The sequence below is a fragment of the Mesorhizobium sp. M7A.F.Ca.MR.176.00.0.0 genome, from assembly GCF_004023165.1.
Lineage (GTDB): Bacteria > Pseudomonadota > Alphaproteobacteria > Rhizobiales > Rhizobiaceae > Mesorhizobium.
Map to the genome: position 1 here is coordinate 60,654 of NZ_RZTC01000016.1, position 16,912 is coordinate 77,565.

Sequence of the window (16,912 nt, forward strand, 5' to 3'; positions counted from 1 at the left end):
GACGAGTGCCGCGCTGTTGCCAATCGCCCTGTGGGGCCTCCTCGCGGCTGTGGCAGCGCTCCTGTTCGCATGGCGGGTCGGCATGCAGTGGCCGGCCGCGCCGCCGGGCGACGGCATTGATCTCGATCGTGTCATCCTGCTCTACAGCACGTTGCCGCGCGCCGCCGTGGCGGTGCTGGCCGGCGCCGTGCTCGGCCTGTCCGGCCTGCTGTTGCAGCATGTGCTGCGCAACCCGCTGGCCGAACCGTCGACGCTCGGTATTTCGGCTGGTGCGCAACTGGCCATGACGATCGCCTCGCTTTACGCACCGCTGCTGATGGAGCGGTCGCAGGGCCTGGGCGCCTTCGCCGGTGGCATCGCCGCGGTGCTGCTGGTGCTGGCATTGACCTGGCGGCGCGGGCTGGAGCCGGTGTCGGTCATGCTCGCCGGGATGATGGTGGCGCTGACCGCCAGTTCCGTCAGCGCAGCACTGATCCTCGCCAATGGCGATTACCTGTTTTCGCTGTTCATCTGGGGCGGCGGATCGCTGGTCCAGCAGGACTGGGAGCCGACCATCGCGCTGACGGTCAGGCTGGTGGCCGGCGCGGTTGCCGCATTGATGCTGCTGCGGCCGCTGACCATTCTTGGTCTCGACGATGCCTCGGCACGCGGCCTGGGCGTCGCCCGTCACTCAAGTCGCTTTCTCATCATCGCGCTTGCCGTGTGGATGGCGACGTCAGTCGCGGCAGAGGTTGGCGTCATCGGATTCGTTGGTCTTGCAGCGCCGGCGCTGGCCACGCTTTCGGGCGCCCGCACACTGCGCCAAAAACTCATCGCCGCGCCGCTGATCGGCGCCGTGCTGCTGTGGCTGACGGACGGGCTGGTACAGCTGGCCGCCGGTTCCGGTGGCGAACGCATTCCGACCGGCGCCGGCACCGCCCTGCTCGGCGGTCCGCTGCTGCTGTGGCTGTTGCCGCGGCTGCGCCTTTTCGAGTGGCCGCATCTCGGTTCGAATGGTACCGCACCGCGCAAGGCCAGCCGGCCCTGGCTGATCATCCTGCTTCTGTTTGCGCTGGCGCTTGTCGCTGCCACCGTGGCGCTTGTCGTCGGGCGCGGTCCGGACGGCTGGACTATTGCTGGGGGAGACCTGTTAACCGATCTCGCCGCGTGGCGCGCGCCGCGGATCGGAGTGGCGGCCGCCGCCGGCGCCATGCTCGCGGCCGCCGGCGTCGTCATCCAGCGGGGTCACCGGCACCCCGCTGGCGAGCCCCGAAGTGCTTGGCGTCGGCACCGGCGCCGGTGCCGGCCTGACAGCCGTGCTGATGGTCAGCGCCACGGCCGATCTCGGCTGGCAGCTCGCCGGCTCAGCCCTGGGCTCACTGGTGGCCTTGATTGCCATGCTGGCCCTTGCCGCACGAGCAAAGTTCGGTGCCGAGCGGCTGCTGCTTGCCGGGATCGCCATGAGCGCGCTCTGCAGCGCTGCGATCACCGCGACGATCGCCATGGGCAACGCGCAGTCCTACATCCTGTTGCGCTGGCTGAGCGGCTCGACCGGCCAGGCGTCGACGCTCGATGCAGGGCTAGCACTCGCCTGTCTGTTGCCGCTGACATTGCCGCTGTTCCTTGCCGCCCGCTGGCTGGACATCCTGCCGCTCGGGTCCGACAGCGCACGCGGGCTGGGCGTGCCGGTCGCTGGCGGACGATTGATGCTGATCGTCGTTGCCGCGCTCCTCACCGCGCTGGCCGCCATGGTCGTCGGACCGTTGAGCTTCGTCGGCCTGATCGCGCCACACCTTGCCCGTCTGGTCGGCTTTTCCCGCGCCCGCGTCGATCTCGCCGGAGCGATGCTTCTGGGCGCCCTGCTGATGATCGTCTCGGACTGGCTGTCGCGCATGGCTGCCTTTCCCTACGAACTGCCCGCCGGCCTGTTCGCTTCGCTGCTTGGCGGGCCGTATCTCGTCTACCTGCTTGCCAAGGGCGTGCCGCGCCAGGGCTGACGGGTTCCGAAATGCTATGAGGTTCTATCCATAGGGCTAGGCCAGTGCGGCCAAGCTGGCGCGCATCGATCGGTCATGTTCCGGCAGCCGCGATACGGTCGGCAGGCCGCGGGCTTCCTGGGCACCGAAGCCCAGCCGTGTCAGACAGGCTCGCGCCAAGGCCGCATTGCTGTCGATGACGACCAATCCATTGATATCGTTGAGGCTGGCGGCCACCACCGACAGTTCGGTGCAGCCGAGCAGGGCTGCATCGGCGCCGGCCGCTTGCGCGATGTCGAGCGCGCGCTCGGTTTCAACCGCCGCATCCGCGATCGAACCCGCCTTGACGAGGCTGATCGCGCTGTCGACGCAGGCCTGAAACTCGGTGTTCGCGGGAAGGCAGAGCTCAAATCCCGCTGCCGACATCCTGTCCTGATAGAAGCCGGAGACCAGCGTGCCTTGGGTGGCGAGAACAGCAACCCGGCCCTGATCCAGGCTGCGACGCGTCTCCGTCACCACAGCATCTCCGATATGGATGATTTCCGCGCGCGAATTCGCCGCCAGTTGGCCGTACCAATGGTGGGCGGTGTTGCACGGCATCGCGATGCGGGCGACGCCGAGCGCATTGAGCGTCGCGACCGCGGCTTTCAAAGGCGCCAGCGGCCCATCATGGCCGGCAAGGATCGCTTCGGTCCTGTCGGGCAGCTGCGGGACACTGAGAATCACGGCAGGCACATGTTCGTTGTCTCTGAGCGCCTGGGTCATCCGGGTCAGCTTGAAGTAGAAATCAGCCGAAGCAAGCGGCCCAAGACCGCCGATAATGCCGAGCTGGGGACGGATGCTGTCGTCGATCATCTGACAGGCTCGGCTTCGAGCTGGTCCGAGGCGGCGTCAGGCTGCGTCGTCTCCCTGTGGCTGGGAGCGATCATTGCCGTGCTCGCCGCGACGGTGCAAACGCTGGCCAGCGTCATGAACGTGTCGACGGCTGCATCCACCGCGACGAACAGGACGAACGCCGCCTCGAAGGGAAGCTTCAGGTAGCCGCACACGATGGACATCTGGGACAGGATGAGCAGGCTACCCATGCCGCCGGTGGTGAGCGCGAGAAGCGCTGAGATGATGCCGACGAGCACGAGGTCCGAGACTGCAAGCTGGTGGCCGTAAAGCTGGGCAATGAAAAGCGCACCCGAGGTGTAGAGCAGCGCTGGGCCTGTACGCAGCAATGCCGCCTGCAGCGGCACGAGCAGTTCGACCACCACCAGGCTGAACCGCAGGCGCTCGCTCAAAAGGTTGATGACCCAAGGCAGCGAGGCGACCGTAGAGCGTGTGGTGATGGCCACCATGAGAAGGGGCTGGCAGGTCTTGATCGTGGTCCAGTAGCTTCGTCGCGACCGGATGGCGATAATGGCAAAAGCCCCGGCAACGAATATGAGGCAGGAAAGGCCCATCACCAGCAGGTAACCGCCCATCAGCGTGAGCGGCTTGGTTCCGGTCGACGCGGTCTGGTCCGCGATCAGGATGAAGGTTGCAAAGGGCAACCCCCAGATGAACCAGTTGGTGAGCACCGTGCAGGCCCGGTAGACCGCGTTGAGCGCCTGGGTCAGGCTCATGGACGAAGGCTGGGGAATCTTCCCCATCGCGAGCCCGAAAAGCAGGCAGAACAGCAAAACCTGGATGGTCTGGCCCGAGGCAAGCGCGTTGAAGACGTTGTTCGGCACCAGGTCGAGCAGGATCGAGTGCCCGCCATTGGGATCCCCATTGGAGGGCGGCGGCTGGAACGGGAAGGCGAGATCGGTGGACACGCTGCCTTGCGAATTGATGAACTCGCCAAGCTCGATGCGCGACTGCGGATTCTCGATCTGGCCCGGCTGCAGGATCAACGACAAGGTGCCGCTCACCAGCACGCTCAGGAACGACACGACCAGAACGGCCATACCCACCTTGCCGAGGTAGCGGACCGATTTGGGATCCTGGACCATTGCCGTGATGGAGAAGATGACCGACGAGACCAAATAGGGCAGGACGACCATCTTGAGGAAATTCAGGTAGAGCTGTGCGACAGGGCTGATCGCATGGGCAAAGTCTGGATAGTAGAGGCCGCACATTATCCCTGCAGCAATCATCACAATCGTCGTCACCGGAGATCGCAGGATACGCCTTGCTGCGAGGCGCCAGTCGAAAGGCAGGGGTCCGGCTACCTCGGAGATGGCCATCGTCAGGCTTTGCTCCCCAGGCGATAGCGGGCGATGATCTCATCCGTGTTGAGAATCTGCTGACCCCGCGCGAGATCGAGATAGAGATCGACAAAGGCCGCGAGGTGCGGATTGTCGGGCCGCACGCCGACTGCGATCGTATCGACCTTGTCGGTCAGCGTGATCGAGCGCGCGACAACCGTCATCGACGGATCGTCGACCATCAGCTTCTTGATCTCGAAATCATCGCGATAGGCCATGTCGATCGTCCCGTTTCGAATCGCATCGATGATCAGATCCCAGCTTGCCAGGCGGTGGATTTGCGCATGCGGGAAGGTCGTGGCCGCATAGGTGGCGAATGAAGAGCCCTCGATCACGCCAAGATCGCCTGAGAAATCACGGACGATCTGTTCGGCCGGTTTGCCTTGCGCGATACGCGCCAGGTTGAGGCGGTTGGCGATCAGCCCTTGCCGCAGCATGGCGTAGGGGCGGGAATAGATGATCGACCGGCCGCGCTGAAGCGTCCGGCTGAGCTTGCCAATCGCCATGTCGGCCTGTCCGGAACTGACCTGACTGACGATATCGTCGAACGTTGCGGCGGATCGGTCGAATACCGGCTCGACGCCAAGCGCCGCGGCGATGCCGTGGGCCAACTCCATGTCTATGCCATCGTCCCCCGATCCGTCGGCCGGAAAGAACGGATTGGAAGCGAAGGCCGGCATTGCGATGCGCAATGCATCGCCGCTCGCGATAGGTTGAGGGGCGTTCTCCGCCTGCTGTCCCGGAGTGCTGGCTGCGCGGGCTTGTGAAATCAGCAACCCGCCGCTCCCGGCCGCAAGCAGTGTACGACGTGTAACCGACATGCGCGTTCTCAATTAACCCGGGAAAGCTGCAACATGCACAACCCGCGTTAAACAAACGTATATATTACACTGTGCCTTTTTATGTATTGGATAAGCAGCTCAGCGCCACAAAATATCAGCATTGCCTAATATATTAGGAAAAGCGGAAGGATCGCGTTGCTTCCCGCCGGGCGATCAGGTGGGTTGTCAAAACGTCTCAATCCAGGGCCGTAACTCAAGCTCCGAGCTCCAGGCGCTGCGATGCTGGCGATGGGTTGTGAGATAGGCCTCGGCGATGGCATCCGGCGACAGGCGGCGGTCCGGCCGGTCGGGATCGGCTGCCTGTCCGGGCGGCGCGATCTGGCCGTCGATAATGAAATGGACGACGTGGATGTTCTGCGGGGCGAGTTCGCGGGCCATGGACTGCGCCAGGCCGCGCAGGCCGAATTTCGGCATGGCAAAGCCGGCCGAGCCGGGAAAGCCCTTCACACTGGCAGTGGCGCCGGTGAACAGGATCGAACCGGATCCCCGGACAAGCAGCCGGCGCGCCGCCTGCTGGCCGACCAGGAAGCCGCCATAGGCGCCGACCAGCAATGCCTGTTTGACCGCTTCCGCATCGAGCTCGGCGATCGGGCCGCGGGTGCGTGCGCTGGCGTTGAACACCACGAGCGCCAGCGTGCCGGCCTTGTCGGCGGTGTCGAACAGCCTGGCGACGGACGCAGCGTCGGCGACATCCGTCTCAACGGCCAGAGCACCGGTTTGGTCGATCAGAGCGCTGAGCTTCTCGACGTTGCGGGCGGCCAGAACCACGCGAAAGCCTTCGCGGGTGAGAAGGCGCGCAAGCGAGGCGCTCAGACCAGCGCCCGCGCCTGCAATAACGGCCACATCGGATGAGGTCATGATTTTTCTCTCCTTGCGGATTTCGGCGGAAGCGTTTCGCCAGATCAGGCAAGGTCGCGCCTTCGCGGCCGGCAGGCAAGAGGTGGCATCGCTGCGGTTGTTGAGCCAGACGGCCGCAAACCGGCGTTGCGCGGTCCGGTATCGCCAGTGGCGCTACGAGGATAGGTCCGCCTCGGCACCGCGACCCCCGCCTCGACAGGGGCAAGGCTTGGACCTTGCTCACCAACCGGATCCATCCGACACGTGATTTCGACAGAGGAACCGTTTTGCTTCGTCAAGCGGTCGGCGATCTCATCAATGGGGACTGGAGCATGGTCCCGAAAAGTGGGAAACGGTTTCGGAAAGATCATGCTCAACAAGGAAACGACTATGGAACCAATCTGGGCCGTCGGCCTGATGACCGGCACGGTGCTGGACGGCAACATCGACGTCGCGCTGATCAAGACCGACGGCGAACGTATCGAGGATTTCGGCACCTATCGGCTGATGCCCTATCCTCCGTCGATCCGCTCCCTGCTGGAAGAGACGCTGACGGAGGCGCGGGCGTGGAACTTTGTCGGGCCGGAGCCGGCGATCTTCCACACCGCGGAGGAAGCCCTGACGCGTGCCCAGTCAGCAGCCGTCAAGGAATTGGTCGAAGGCTATGGCATGACGATGGCCGATATCGGCGTCGTCGGTTTTCACGGCCAGACCGTTCTGCATCGCGCGCCGCAGGTTGGACGGTTGGGCCAGACAAGGCAACTCGGCGATGGTGAGCTGATGCATGCCATATTGGGTACCAAGGTCGCTTACGATTTCCGCTCGGCCGACATGCGCGCCGGGGGGCAAGGCGCGCCGCTGGCCGCGGTCTATCACACGGCGTTGATGCGCGGCGCCGGCGCCAATGGCGAGGTGGCCGTACTCAATCTCGGCGGCGTCGCCAACATCACCTGGTGGGATGGCATCGACAATGTCGTTGCCTTCGACACCGGACCGGCCAACGCACCGCTGAACGATTTCATCAAGTCGAAGGGGCTCGGCGAGATGGACCGCGACGGCGCGCTCGGCGGTGCGGGCAAGGTGGACGAGGCGCGGCTGGCCAAGCTGCTGCAGCACCCCTATCTCACCAAGCCCTATCCCAAATCGCTGGACCGTTTCGACTTCGGCGCCGCCATGGCGGACGGGCTGGATGCGGAGGATGGCGCGGCACTGCTGACCGCCTTTACCGCTGGAGCCGTCGGCAAGGCACTCGACCTCTTACCAAGCCGTCCGAAAAAACTGGTGGTCAGCGGCGGCGGCCGCCACAACCCGACCATGATGGCGATGCTGACCAGCCGTGCCGGCGTCGAAGTGGTGCAGGCCGAGAGCCTCGGCTGGAGCGGCGATGCGGTCGAGGCGGAGTGTTTTGCCTTCCTCGCGGTGCGCGTGCTGCGCGGCCTGCCAATCAGTTTTCCGAGCACGACCGGCGCACCGCGGCCGATGCGGGGCGGAAAACTCGCCAGTTAGAGCCTCTTCCATCCCGGAACGGGATGGTCTCTATCTCAGTGTTTGAGGATGACCTTTCCCGCCCGGCCGACTTTCAGGCGATGCGGCTTTTTGCTCAGGTTTTGCAGTCGAAAGGTCTTCGGAATAGTCGAAAAGCTTTTCCGCCGGGACCCACTGTCATCCAACCGTTAAGAAGAATTAATACAAGACAACAGCGATCTTGTTTTCAGCTGACGCCTCATTTCGCAGGCGTATGGCCATTGATGCGCGCCTACATAGCGGCGGCAGTATAGTTGGGATTCAATTTATGTTGTCAGCAGGTTTAGCCTTATTGCGCGGTGCACGGCCGACGGTTTCGGGGGCGGCAGCTGCGCTCGCCCTTGCAATCATCGGGGCCATGATCGGATCCGCTGCGCGGGCTGAGCCCATTCGCGGTGCGGGGTCGACACTGGCCGCGCCGATCATCGGCAAGTGGGCAACGACATACAAGGCTGCACGCGCCGACGGCGGCGACTTCTTCACGCTGGACTGGACCGTCGATTATGAACCAGTCGGATCCCTTGCCGGCCTGATGCGGCTTGCGCAGCCCGAACTGGATTTCGCCGCCACGGATGTTCCCGTGCCGGCTGATGATCTCGCCAGGAACGGCCAGCAGCAATTTCCGATCGTCATGGGCGGGATCGCGGTGGTCGCCAATCTCGATGGCCTGCCGGAGCAAGGTCTGCGCCTCTCCGGCCCGGTGATCGCCGACATCTATCTGGGCAAGATCAAGTCCTGGTCCGATCCTGCGATAAGGGTGCTCAATCCCGACATAGCCCTTCCCGATCTCGCCATCAGCGTCATCCACCGGCAGGACGGTTCGGGCTCAACCTATGTCTTCACCGAGTTTCTGTCATCGACAAGCGAAGACTGGAAGACGAAGCTTGGAGCCGACACTCTGATCGACTGGCCGCTCGGGACAGGCGCGGAAGGTACGCAAGCGCTTCTTCGTGCCGTGGCTGCGAGCAAGGGAGCGATTGCCTACGCCGAATACGGCCAGGTTCTTCGCGCCGGCCTTCCCTTCGCAGCGGTCCAGAACAAATCCGGCAAGTTCGTCAAACCGGACCCGCAGGGCGTGCAAGCAGCGGCCACCTCCGTCGCCTGGGGGGAAACGACCGACTTCTTCGCCTCCCTCACCAATCGCAGCGGAGATGGTGCGTACCCGATCAGCACGGCGGTGTTCGCCGTTGTCCAGGTCGCGGGACGTTCGGAACATCGCTATCGCCGCGTGCATGATCTTTTCCGGCTCGCCTTCGCGCAAGGTGCCGGCGACGCCACCGCACTCGGCTATGTGCCGCTGCCGAAAGCGCTCATTGGCCAGATCGAACAGTATTGGGCAAGGCAATTGCCGGTCGGAAACTGACCCGAACGAAAGCTGCCTTGCGCAGCAACTGAACTTCATACCGCGTCGTCGTGGCGACTTGTTGGGGGCCTGCCTGAAATGGACATAGATATCTTCAAGGACATCCTCGTGCCGGTGATCGGCGGCTTGGGCATCTTCATGCTCGGTCTGGATTTCATGGCAAACGGCATCCAGGCGCTGTCGGTCAACCGGATGCGCGACTTTCTCGCCAAGGCAGCCGGTACGCCGGTCAAAGGCGTGCTGGCGGGAACGCTGATCACGGGCGTCATCCAGTCGTCGACGGCGATGAGCGTCATGGTCGTCGGGCTGGTCAATGCCGGTGTCATCGCCCTGCGGCCGGCGATCAGCGTGATCATGGGCGCCAACATCGGCACCACGCTCGGCAACGGGCTCATCGCCCTGCCGCTCGGTCCGCTCGGATTGATCCTGGCCGGCGTGTTCTCGCTGGTCTACTGCTTCGCCAAAAGCGAAAAGGTGAAGAACATAGCGCTCGCCTGCATGGGTTTCGCTCTGATCTTCTACGGCCTCAATTTGATGACCGGCGGCCTGCGTCCGCTTCGCAACCTGCCGGAAGTCATGGCGCTGCTGCAGACGCTGACGGCCGACTCCTACCTCAACCTTTTCAAATGCGTGTTCATCGCCGCCGGCGTGACCGCGATGATCCACTCGTCCTCGGCGACGATCGGCATCGTCATGGGCCTTGGCGCGGCGGGCATTCTCGACTGGACAACCGCCGTCGCCTTCTCGCTCGGCGCCGATCTCGGCACCACGATCACGTCGTGGATGGCTTCGCTCAACCTTTCGAAGAACGCCAAGCGGACCGCCTATGCGCACATCTCGTTCAATATCATCGGGGTGTGCATCACCATCCCTCTGTTCTTCGTCTCCATCCAGGTGCTGGAATGGGCCATGCAGTTCTTCGGCGGCGATCCGGCCGTTCCGGTGATTGTCGACGGCAAGGAGACCTTCCCCTTGGTGCCGGTCGCGGTCGGCCTCTACTCGACCTTCTTCAACGTCTTCAACACAGTGCTGCTGTTCCCGTTCATCGGCGTGTTCGAGCGGGCGCTATCGCGTGTCGGCCACACGGATGCCGACGACGCGGAGGATTTCTCGACGCCGAAATTCCTCGACCGCAAACTGGCCAGCGATTTTGCCAAGGCCATTCCCGCCGTGCAGCAAGAGACGGCCCGCCATCTGGAGGCCGGCGCCATGTTCCTCGACATCGCACGCTCTTCCAAGAAGGCGCCGTCGGATCCGGGCGAGCACTATCTGGCGACCGACATCCTCAGCCGCGATATCCGCGCCTACACCGCCGCGCTGATGAAGGAGGATCTGCCTTACGAACAGCTCGATCTGATCGCCAGCCTGATCGAGGAAGCCGACTTCACGGCCGCCCTGACGGAATCGATGCATCAGGTGGCGCGCCGCGTCAGGCGCGAGAAGTTCAGCAACCCAGCGCAAGCCATCGTCGACGTCGCGCTGAACAAGCTCGACACGTCGCTGCGCGAAATCTTGCCAACTTACGGAATTTCCAGCCCGCAGATGCCGGCCGGCCATGTAAATCTGCCTGGGGTCGAGGAACTGCGTGCCCGCACGCTGGCGCTCGGACCGAATGCCGGTGCCGCCGAACGCGGCACGATCCTGGCCCTGCTCGGGTCGATCGAGCGTGCGGAAATCCTGATCCATCGCATCGATGCCGAGCGCAGATCCGTAAACCGCCAAAGCGTGCTCGCCCGTGCGTCGGCACGCAAGGAAACCAGAGCAAGCCCGATGGGAGACCCAGGCCTGGTTCCGGCCGAGTAACGGTCCGCCGGACCATAACCACCTTCGTTCGGATTGCGGGTCAGGCAGGAAGACAGTCCATCCCGGTTCCGCAGGGATGGATCAGACCAACGCCAGCCTCTTCTGTAGAAAGATGCGGCTGCGGCCGATAGGGAAATCGGCAAGCGTTCCAAAGGGTTCGTAACCCTGACGCTGGTAGACCTTGGCGGCATTCGGATTGAAGGTGTCGATCCAGGCATTCCGGCAACCGCGTGCCATGGCTTCCTGTTCGGCCGCATCCAGCATCTTGCCGGCAATGTGCTGGCCGCGCAGCCGCTCATCGACCCAGAGCCATTGCAGGTAGAGCCAGCCCCAGGCGGTGTAACCGGAAATGCCAGCGACGACCGCGCCATCCTCGTCGCGCACAAACACGGCAAGCGCCTTCCTTTCGGAAGCGCCGACATCACCGTCGTTGAACGCCGCCAGCCTTTCGGCGAGAAAGGTAAGGTCTTCCGGCAAGGGATTTGCCGTCGTTTCCAGTGTCGTGTTCATCGCTTTTCCGGGTAGTGTCCCAGTTTGATTTGGGCGTTTACCCCTGCCTCAACCACCAGTCTGACGCCCAAAATCCTAAGCCGAGCACAATCAATGTAACCGGCCAATAAGCAATCGCCCAAGTAAAGCCGATGATCGCCGCCCACAGGAAGCCCCCTCCGTGGCGTTCTCCCAGGAAAACTTGGAGGATAAGCAACCCCGCGAATAATAGGCCGAGCCATCCAAGAACGAGAACTTTAACCTTCAGGACACGCTCCTCCCTTCCTTTCCACGAGGTATAGGCGGTTTCGCCTGCGCCTCAAACGCGACCGACGATCTTCTGAATTCAAACTGAGACATTACCCTTTCCGGGATGGGCTACGTATCCGGATCACCGCCATTGCGAAACTCTGATGCGGCAATGCCGTAGCGCTTGAGCTTGTCATAAAAGGTCTTGCGCGGCACGCCCAGCGCATCGATGGCGCTGCGCACCTCGCCACCATGGTCGCGCAGCGCGTCGCGGATGAGCTGTGCTTCGTATTGGCCGACCCGTTCTGGCAATGCTGCCGTAGGCTCCGGCGAATGCGCGGAGACCGCCCTCCTCTCATCTTCCGGACCGAGGCCGAGCGCAACACGGTCGGCAAAATGGGCAAGCTCGCGCACATTGCCTGGCCAGTCATGCGACTGGAGATGATCGCTGACCGCAGCGTTCATCTTCGCGACAGGCCGGCCGAACCGTTCTGCCGCCTTGCCCAGGAAATGCCCAAACAGCATCGGGATATCGCCGCGACGCTCGCGCAGCGGCGGGATGCGCAGCGTCACCACGTTAAGGCGAAAATACAGATCCTCGCGAAAATCACCGCGTTGGTCCGACCGCCCCAGATCGACCTTGGTCGCGGCGACGACCCTGAGATCGATGCGCCTGATGTCGTTCGAGCCAAGTGCAGTGAGGCTGCGTGTTTCGAGCACGCGCAGCAGCTTGACCTGGAGCGCCGGCGGCATGGATTCGATCTCGTCGAGAAACAGCGTGCCGCCGCTGGAATGCTCGATGCTGCCGATCCGCCGCCGCTGCGCGCCGGTGAACGCGCCCGCCTCATGGCCAAACAACTCGCTCTCGATGACCGTCTCCGGCAGCGCACCGCAATTCAGTGCCACGAAGGGTTTTGCGCGCCGTCGCCCCCATCTGTGCAGGAGGTCCGCCACCACTTCCTTGCCGGTTCCCGTTTCTCCCTCGACCAGCACATCGACGTTCATGTCGGCAATCTGGCGCAAGGTCTCGCGCAGTCGCTTGATGGCAGGAGCCTGGCCGATCAGCGGCAGGCCGTCAGTGGCGAGGGCCGCGGCTTCGCGCAGCCGCCGGTTCTCCATCACCAGCCGTCGCTTCTCACTCGCCCGTTTCAGCGCCTCGACAAGGCGGTCGCCGGCATAGGGTTTCGAGATGAAATCGTAGACACCGTCCTTGAGCGCGGCCACTGCGAGATCGACGTCGCCATGGCCGGTGACCAGGATCACGGGTATGTCCGGGTCGATCGCCTTGATGCGATCGAACAGCTGCAGCCCGTTCATGCCCGGCATGCGGATGTCGCTGACCACCACGCCTTCAAAGGTCCTGTCGACGACGGCAAGCGCTGCCTCGGCGGCGTCGCGCGCGACCACAGCGAAGCCGGCAAGCTCGAGCAATTGCGTTGTGGCGTGCAGCAGGTCCGCATCGTCGTCGACGAGCGCCACCAGCCCTGATCCCTCAATCATTCAATTCGCCTCAAATCGATGGTGAAGGATGCGCCGATGCCATTGCCGGGATCGAGCCGCAGCGTGCCGCCCAACTCCTGGGCGATCTCCTGCGAGATCACCAGCCCGAGGCCAAGCCCCTTCTCCTTGGTGGTCTGGAACGGCATGAACAGATTGCCGGCTGCTTCCGGGCCGAGACCTGGGCCGTTGTCGCGCACCGAAATCAGCACCCTGTCGTCGCGCTCGGCAAGCTCGATCTCGATGCGCGGATCGGGCTGGTCCTTCATAGCGTCCAGCGCATTCTGCAACAGATTGACCAGGATCTGTTCCAGCCGGATGCGGCTGGCCATGACCACCGGCGAGGCATTGCCGCGCGGCTTGACGATGGTCACGCCGGAATCACGGATGCGGCCCGACAACAGCGACAGCGCGCCATCAATTGCCTCGCGCACCGGCAGCGGCGAAGCGGCAACCCCGGGTCGACGGGCGAAAGTGCGCAAGGTGCCGGTGATCGCGCCGATGCGCTCGGTCATCGACACGATCGACGTCAGATTGCCGCTGGCCGGTTCGGTTTTGCCGGTTTCGAGAAAGCGGCCCGCATTCTCGGCATAGGTGCGGATAGCGGCGACCGGCTGGTTGATCTCGTGCGCCACGCCGGCGGCGATTTGGCCGAGGATGGAAAGCCGGTTGGCCTGGGCGAGGTCGTCGCGCAGCCGGCGCACCTTGGCTTCAGCATTCTCGCGCTCGGCGATTTCACCGGCAAGTGCGGTGTTGGAGCGGGTCAGCTCGGCCGTTCGCGTGCTGACCCGACTCTCCAGTTCGGCATTCATCCGCGCCAGCGCCTCCTGCCTCAGCCTGCGCGTTCGCCGGCGCCGGGTCAGCACGTAGGCAAGCAGGCCCATCAGCAGCAGACCGAGCAAGGTGGTGAGCCGCGCCGTGTTGGCGGCCGATGAAAGAGCAGCGTCGGCGGGAGTGAGCAGCCAAAGACGCCAGCCAGGAACAGCACCGGGCAAATCCTGCACCACCTCGACGAACTGGCGCGGTTTTCCCGCGTTGTCGATCGTCGCCAGGCCGTCACCAGCGCCGCGCCCGATCGGCAGCGGCTCGAAGCCTGCATCGGCCAACTGGAGCTGCTCGTGGGCTGCGGCGGTGTCCTCGGCCGACAGTGGCGCCAGCGCACGGAACCGCCAGTCGGGCTGGCTGGTAGCCAGCACCACGCCGCGTTCATCAGTGATGAACACAAGGAAACCGCTGGAACGCCAATTGGCTTCGACGCCGTCGAGTTCGACCTTCAGCACCGCAACGCCAAGCGGCTTGCCGCCATCGTCGACGCGGCTGGCAAGGTACAGCCCCGGTCTGCCGCTGATTGTGCCGAGGCCATATTGGCTGGCAGCACCCTTGCTCATCGCTTCCTGGAAGTAGTGCCGAAAATTGTAGTCGATGCCGACAAAGCTCGCCGGTTCGTCAGCATTGCTGGCTGATATGGCGATGCCTGCCGTATCGATAATGTAGATGGCGGATGCCGAGGCATCGCCGGCAATCGACTTGAGCTTGTCGTTGAGGGCCTTTTCTTTCATTTTTCCGGCCCGGCGCAGAGCGCCGCGCACCGCATCGTCTCTGGCCAACACCAGTGGAACCAAGCGCTGCTTTTCGATTTCGCCGGTCAGGGTTCCCGCCGCCAGCGGCAGTGCGGCGAGTGCCGTCTCACGCAGATTATCGGCCGCCTGGCCGGAGGCGATGCGCCCGGCAATGGCGATCGCGCCGGCCAGAAATGCAAGAGCGGCGACCACGGCAACCCAGCGGCCATCGCGCAGCCGCGCCACGGCCTCGCGCAGCAATCCACGGCCGGCAAATCCAGGGAATCCGCTATCGGTGCCTGCTTGCGGCGTCTGCCCTCTCCCCTTTGCTCGCGGCCTTTCGGCCAGTGTAATGCGAAAATCCGCCCAGGCAAACACTGCCTGTGCGGAAATCCGCACAGGCTTTGGCCGCATGACGTCAGACAAAGGCGGAAATCCCGTGGTTCCGGCTTTTCCGCGAACTGGCACAGCGCTTGCAAAACTCCCTGGCAGCGGCGTGCGACCGGAGCGCCGCGATGGGAGAAGTCACGCAGGGCGCTCCGCCCCATCCGGCCAGGGAGAGTTCGATGCACATCGCAGACCAATCAGGCGCGCTTGCCGCGCAGCGCAAGCCTTTCTATGCCCAACTCTACGTGCAGGTGCTCGTCGCGATCACCGTCGGCATCCTGCTCGGCCATTTCTATCCGTCGGTCGGCGAGAGCATGAAGCCGCTCGGCGACGCCTTTATCAAGCTGGTCAAGATGATCATCGCCCCGGTCATTTTCCTGACCGTGACTACGGGCATTGCCGGCATGAGCGACCTGCAGAAGGTCGGACGTGTCGCCGGCAAGGCGATGCTCTATTTTCTCACCTTTTCGACGCTGGCTCTGATCATCGGCCTTGTCGTCGCCAATGTCGTGCAGCCGGGCGCCGGCTTCAACATCGACCCGGCGACGCTCGACGCCTCGACCATCAGCAATTACGCCGCCAAGGCGCACGACCAGTCGGTCACCGGCTTCCTGATGAACATCATCCCGTCGACCATCGTCGGCGCCTTCGCCGACGGCGACATCCTGCAGGTGCTGTTCTTCTCGGTGCTGTTCGGCATCGCGCTGGCGTTGGTCGGCGACAAGGGCACGCCCGTGCTCAATTTCCTGCAGGCGCTGACGACACCGATCTTCAAGCTGGTCAGCGTGCTGATGAAGGCGGCCCCCATTGGTGCCTTCGGCGCGATGGCCTTCACCATCGGCAAATACGGCATCGGCGCGGTGATCAATCTCGCTATGCTGGTCGGCACCTTCTACGTGACGTCGTTCCTGTTCGTGTTCGTCGTGCTTGGCGCGGTCTGCCGCTACAACGGGTTCTCCATCCTGTCGCTGATCCGCTATATCAAGGAAGAGCTGCTTTTGGTGCTGGGCACCTCCTCATCGGAAGCCGCCCTGCCCTCGCTGATGGAAAAGATGGAGAAGGCCGGCGCCAAGCGCTCGGTCGTCGGCCTGGTCATCCCAACCGGCTATTCCTTCAACCTCGACGGCACCAACATCTACATGACGCTGGCGGCGCTGTTCATCGCACAGGCGACCAACATCCACCTGTCTATGGGTGACCAGATCCTGCTGCTGCTGGTGGCCATGCTTTCCTCCAAGGGTGCCGCGGGCATCACCGGAGCGGGCTTCATCACCCTTGCGGCGACGCTTTCGGTGGTTCCGGCGGTGCCGGTCGCCGGCATGGCGCTGATCCTCGGCGTCGACCGCTTCATGTCGGAGTGCCGGGCGTTGACCAACTTCGTCGGCAATGCTGTCGCCACGCTGGTGGTGGCTCGCTGGGAAGGCGAACTCGACGAGGCCAAGCTGGCCAGAGCGCTGGCGGGCACGGCCGACGATAGCCTGCCGGCGGACGTTGTTCCCGCCGAGTAATGACGCGCGGTCAATGCGTAAAAGGCCGGAGGCGTGCTGCCTCTGGCCTTTGTCATGTAGGTCGCAACGTCAGACCGTGCCGGTCTTGCTCAGCGGCGTGTCCGGAAACGTGCTTGGGCCAACAGGCATGCGGGCTGCCAAAGTGCCCCCGTCGTCGAACAGCACAAGGCTGGCGGCGCCGACGAGCCCGGCATGGCGGCCGAGCTGGGCCTGAACGACCGGCACGTCGCGATAGGCGCGCATAGCCCGTTGCCTGATGGTCGCCTCGATGGTCGGCAGCATCAGATCGAGCCCATTGGCGATGCCACCGCCGACGACCAGCACATCGGGCGAATAGAGATGCAGGAGATTGGTGAAGCCAATGCCCAGCCAGCGCGCTTCCTCCTCCAGCAAGGCCGAGGCAAGAGCGTCCTGCAGCCGTGCCGCCTCGACGACATGGCGGCCGGTCACCTCCGCGTCCGCTGACAAGCGTCGCAAGGTAGAGCCGTCTCCGGCTGCCGTGGCGGCGCTGGCGCGGCGGCCAAGTGCCGTTCCCGACGCGATGGCCTCGAAGCAGCCAACGACACCGCATACGCAGCGCTCGCCTTCATTGGTGATGGTCATGTGACCGATCTCGGCTGCAAGGCCACGGCGGCCATGCAGGATGCGCCCGTCGACGACGACAC

13 protein-coding genes and 2 pseudogenes are annotated in these 16,912 nt (G+C 63.9%); 7 read left to right on the forward strand and 8 right to left on the reverse strand.

Annotated elements, in window-relative coordinates; translation table 11 throughout:
• Window positions 1-82 precede the first annotated feature (82 nt).
• A pseudogene (locus tag EOB59_RS37305) lies at window positions 83-892 on the forward strand (iron chelate uptake ABC transporter family permease subunit); the annotation flags it as partial.
• Window positions 893-1,253: 361 nt separating this feature from the next.
• The gene (locus EOB59_RS37310) at window positions 1,254-1,976 is read left to right on the forward strand and encodes an iron chelate uptake ABC transporter family permease subunit (protein WP_348639505.1); all 723 of its coding nucleotides are present in this window, start codon (window positions 1,254-1,256) and stop codon (window positions 1,974-1,976) included.
• 36 nt (window positions 1,977-2,012) lie between these two features.
• Here the strand turns inward: EOB59_RS37310 and EOB59_RS08215 are convergent, their stop codons facing one another.
• The 4 genes from EOB59_RS08215 to EOB59_RS08230 form a co-directional block, all read right to left on the reverse strand.
• Entirely contained in the window at window positions 2,013-2,810 is a 798-nt protein-coding gene (locus EOB59_RS08215) for an amino acid racemase (protein WP_128288128.1), read from the reverse strand.
• On the reverse strand, window positions 2,807-4,168 hold the full coding sequence (locus tag EOB59_RS08220) for a cation:dicarboxylase symporter family transporter (RefSeq protein WP_128288129.1): 1,362 nt from the start codon (window positions 4,166-4,168) through the stop codon (window positions 2,807-2,809). Before EOB59_RS08220 ends, EOB59_RS08215 begins: the two co-directional genes overlap by 4 nt.
• Window positions 4,169-4,170: 2 nt before the next feature.
• Entirely contained in the window at window positions 4,171-5,010 is an 840-nt protein-coding gene (locus EOB59_RS08225; protein ID WP_164748642.1) for a transporter substrate-binding domain-containing protein, read from the reverse strand.
• Window positions 5,011-5,196: 186 nt separating this feature from the next.
• Window positions 5,197-5,889: an SDR family NAD(P)-dependent oxidoreductase gene (locus EOB59_RS08230; RefSeq protein WP_128288130.1), complete on the reverse strand. Its 693-nt coding sequence runs from the start codon at window positions 5,887-5,889 to the stop codon at window positions 5,197-5,199.
• Window positions 5,890-6,083: 194 nt separating this feature from the next.
• Between EOB59_RS08230 and EOB59_RS36065 the strand changes: the two are divergent.
• The 4 genes and pseudogenes from EOB59_RS36065 to EOB59_RS08250 form a co-directional block, all read left to right on the forward strand.
• A pseudogene (locus EOB59_RS36065) lies at window positions 6,084-6,191 on the forward strand (esterase); the annotation flags it as partial.
• Between the two features lie 67 nt (window positions 6,192-6,258).
• On the forward strand, window positions 6,259-7,374 hold the full coding sequence (locus tag EOB59_RS08240) for an anhydro-N-acetylmuramic acid kinase (RefSeq protein ID WP_128288131.1): 1,116 nt from the start codon (window positions 6,259-6,261) through the stop codon (window positions 7,372-7,374).
• A 376-nt stretch (window positions 7,375-7,750) separates the two neighbouring features.
• Window positions 7,751-8,755, forward strand: coding sequence for a phosphate ABC transporter substrate-binding protein PstS (pstS, locus tag EOB59_RS08245; RefSeq protein WP_245486566.1), 1,005 nt, complete (start codon window positions 7,751-7,753; stop codon window positions 8,753-8,755).
• Between the two features lie 78 nt (window positions 8,756-8,833).
• Window positions 8,834-10,558, forward strand: a complete 1,725-nt coding sequence (locus EOB59_RS08250; protein ID WP_128288133.1) for a Na/Pi symporter — start codon at window positions 8,834-8,836, stop codon at window positions 10,556-10,558.
• Between the two features lie 81 nt (window positions 10,559-10,639).
• Here EOB59_RS08250 and EOB59_RS08255 read toward each other — a convergent pair whose 3' ends face one another.
• The 3 genes from EOB59_RS08255 to EOB59_RS08265 form a co-directional block, all read right to left on the reverse strand.
• The gene (locus EOB59_RS08255) at window positions 10,640-11,068 is read right to left on the reverse strand and encodes a GNAT family N-acetyltransferase (RefSeq protein ID WP_128288134.1); all 429 of its coding nucleotides are present in this window, start codon (window positions 11,066-11,068) and stop codon (window positions 10,640-10,642) included.
• A gap of 357 nt (window positions 11,069-11,425) precedes the next feature.
• Window positions 11,426-12,796, reverse strand: coding sequence for a sigma-54 dependent transcriptional regulator (locus EOB59_RS08260; RefSeq protein WP_128288135.1), 1,371 nt, complete (start codon window positions 12,794-12,796; stop codon window positions 11,426-11,428).
• On the reverse strand, window positions 12,793-14,751 hold the full coding sequence (locus EOB59_RS08265) for a sensor histidine kinase (RefSeq protein ID WP_128288139.1): 1,959 nt from the start codon (window positions 14,749-14,751) through the stop codon (window positions 12,793-12,795). The genes EOB59_RS08260 and EOB59_RS08265 overlap by 4 nt, the downstream gene beginning before the upstream one ends.
• A 167-nt stretch (window positions 14,752-14,918) precedes the next feature.
• Here EOB59_RS08265 and EOB59_RS08270 point away from each other — a divergent pair, with 167 nt between their 5' ends.
• Complete coding sequence (locus EOB59_RS08270; protein WP_127327056.1) at window positions 14,919-16,247, forward strand: dicarboxylate/amino acid:cation symporter; 1,329 nt, start codon at window positions 14,919-14,921, stop codon at window positions 16,245-16,247.
• Window positions 16,248-16,316: 69 nt separating this feature from the next.
• On the opposite strand, the gene EOB59_RS08275 is transcribed toward EOB59_RS08270, so the two are convergent.
• A partial coding sequence (locus EOB59_RS08275; protein ID WP_128288136.1) for an ROK family protein occupies window positions 16,317-16,912 on the reverse strand: 596 nt, incomplete at its 5' end.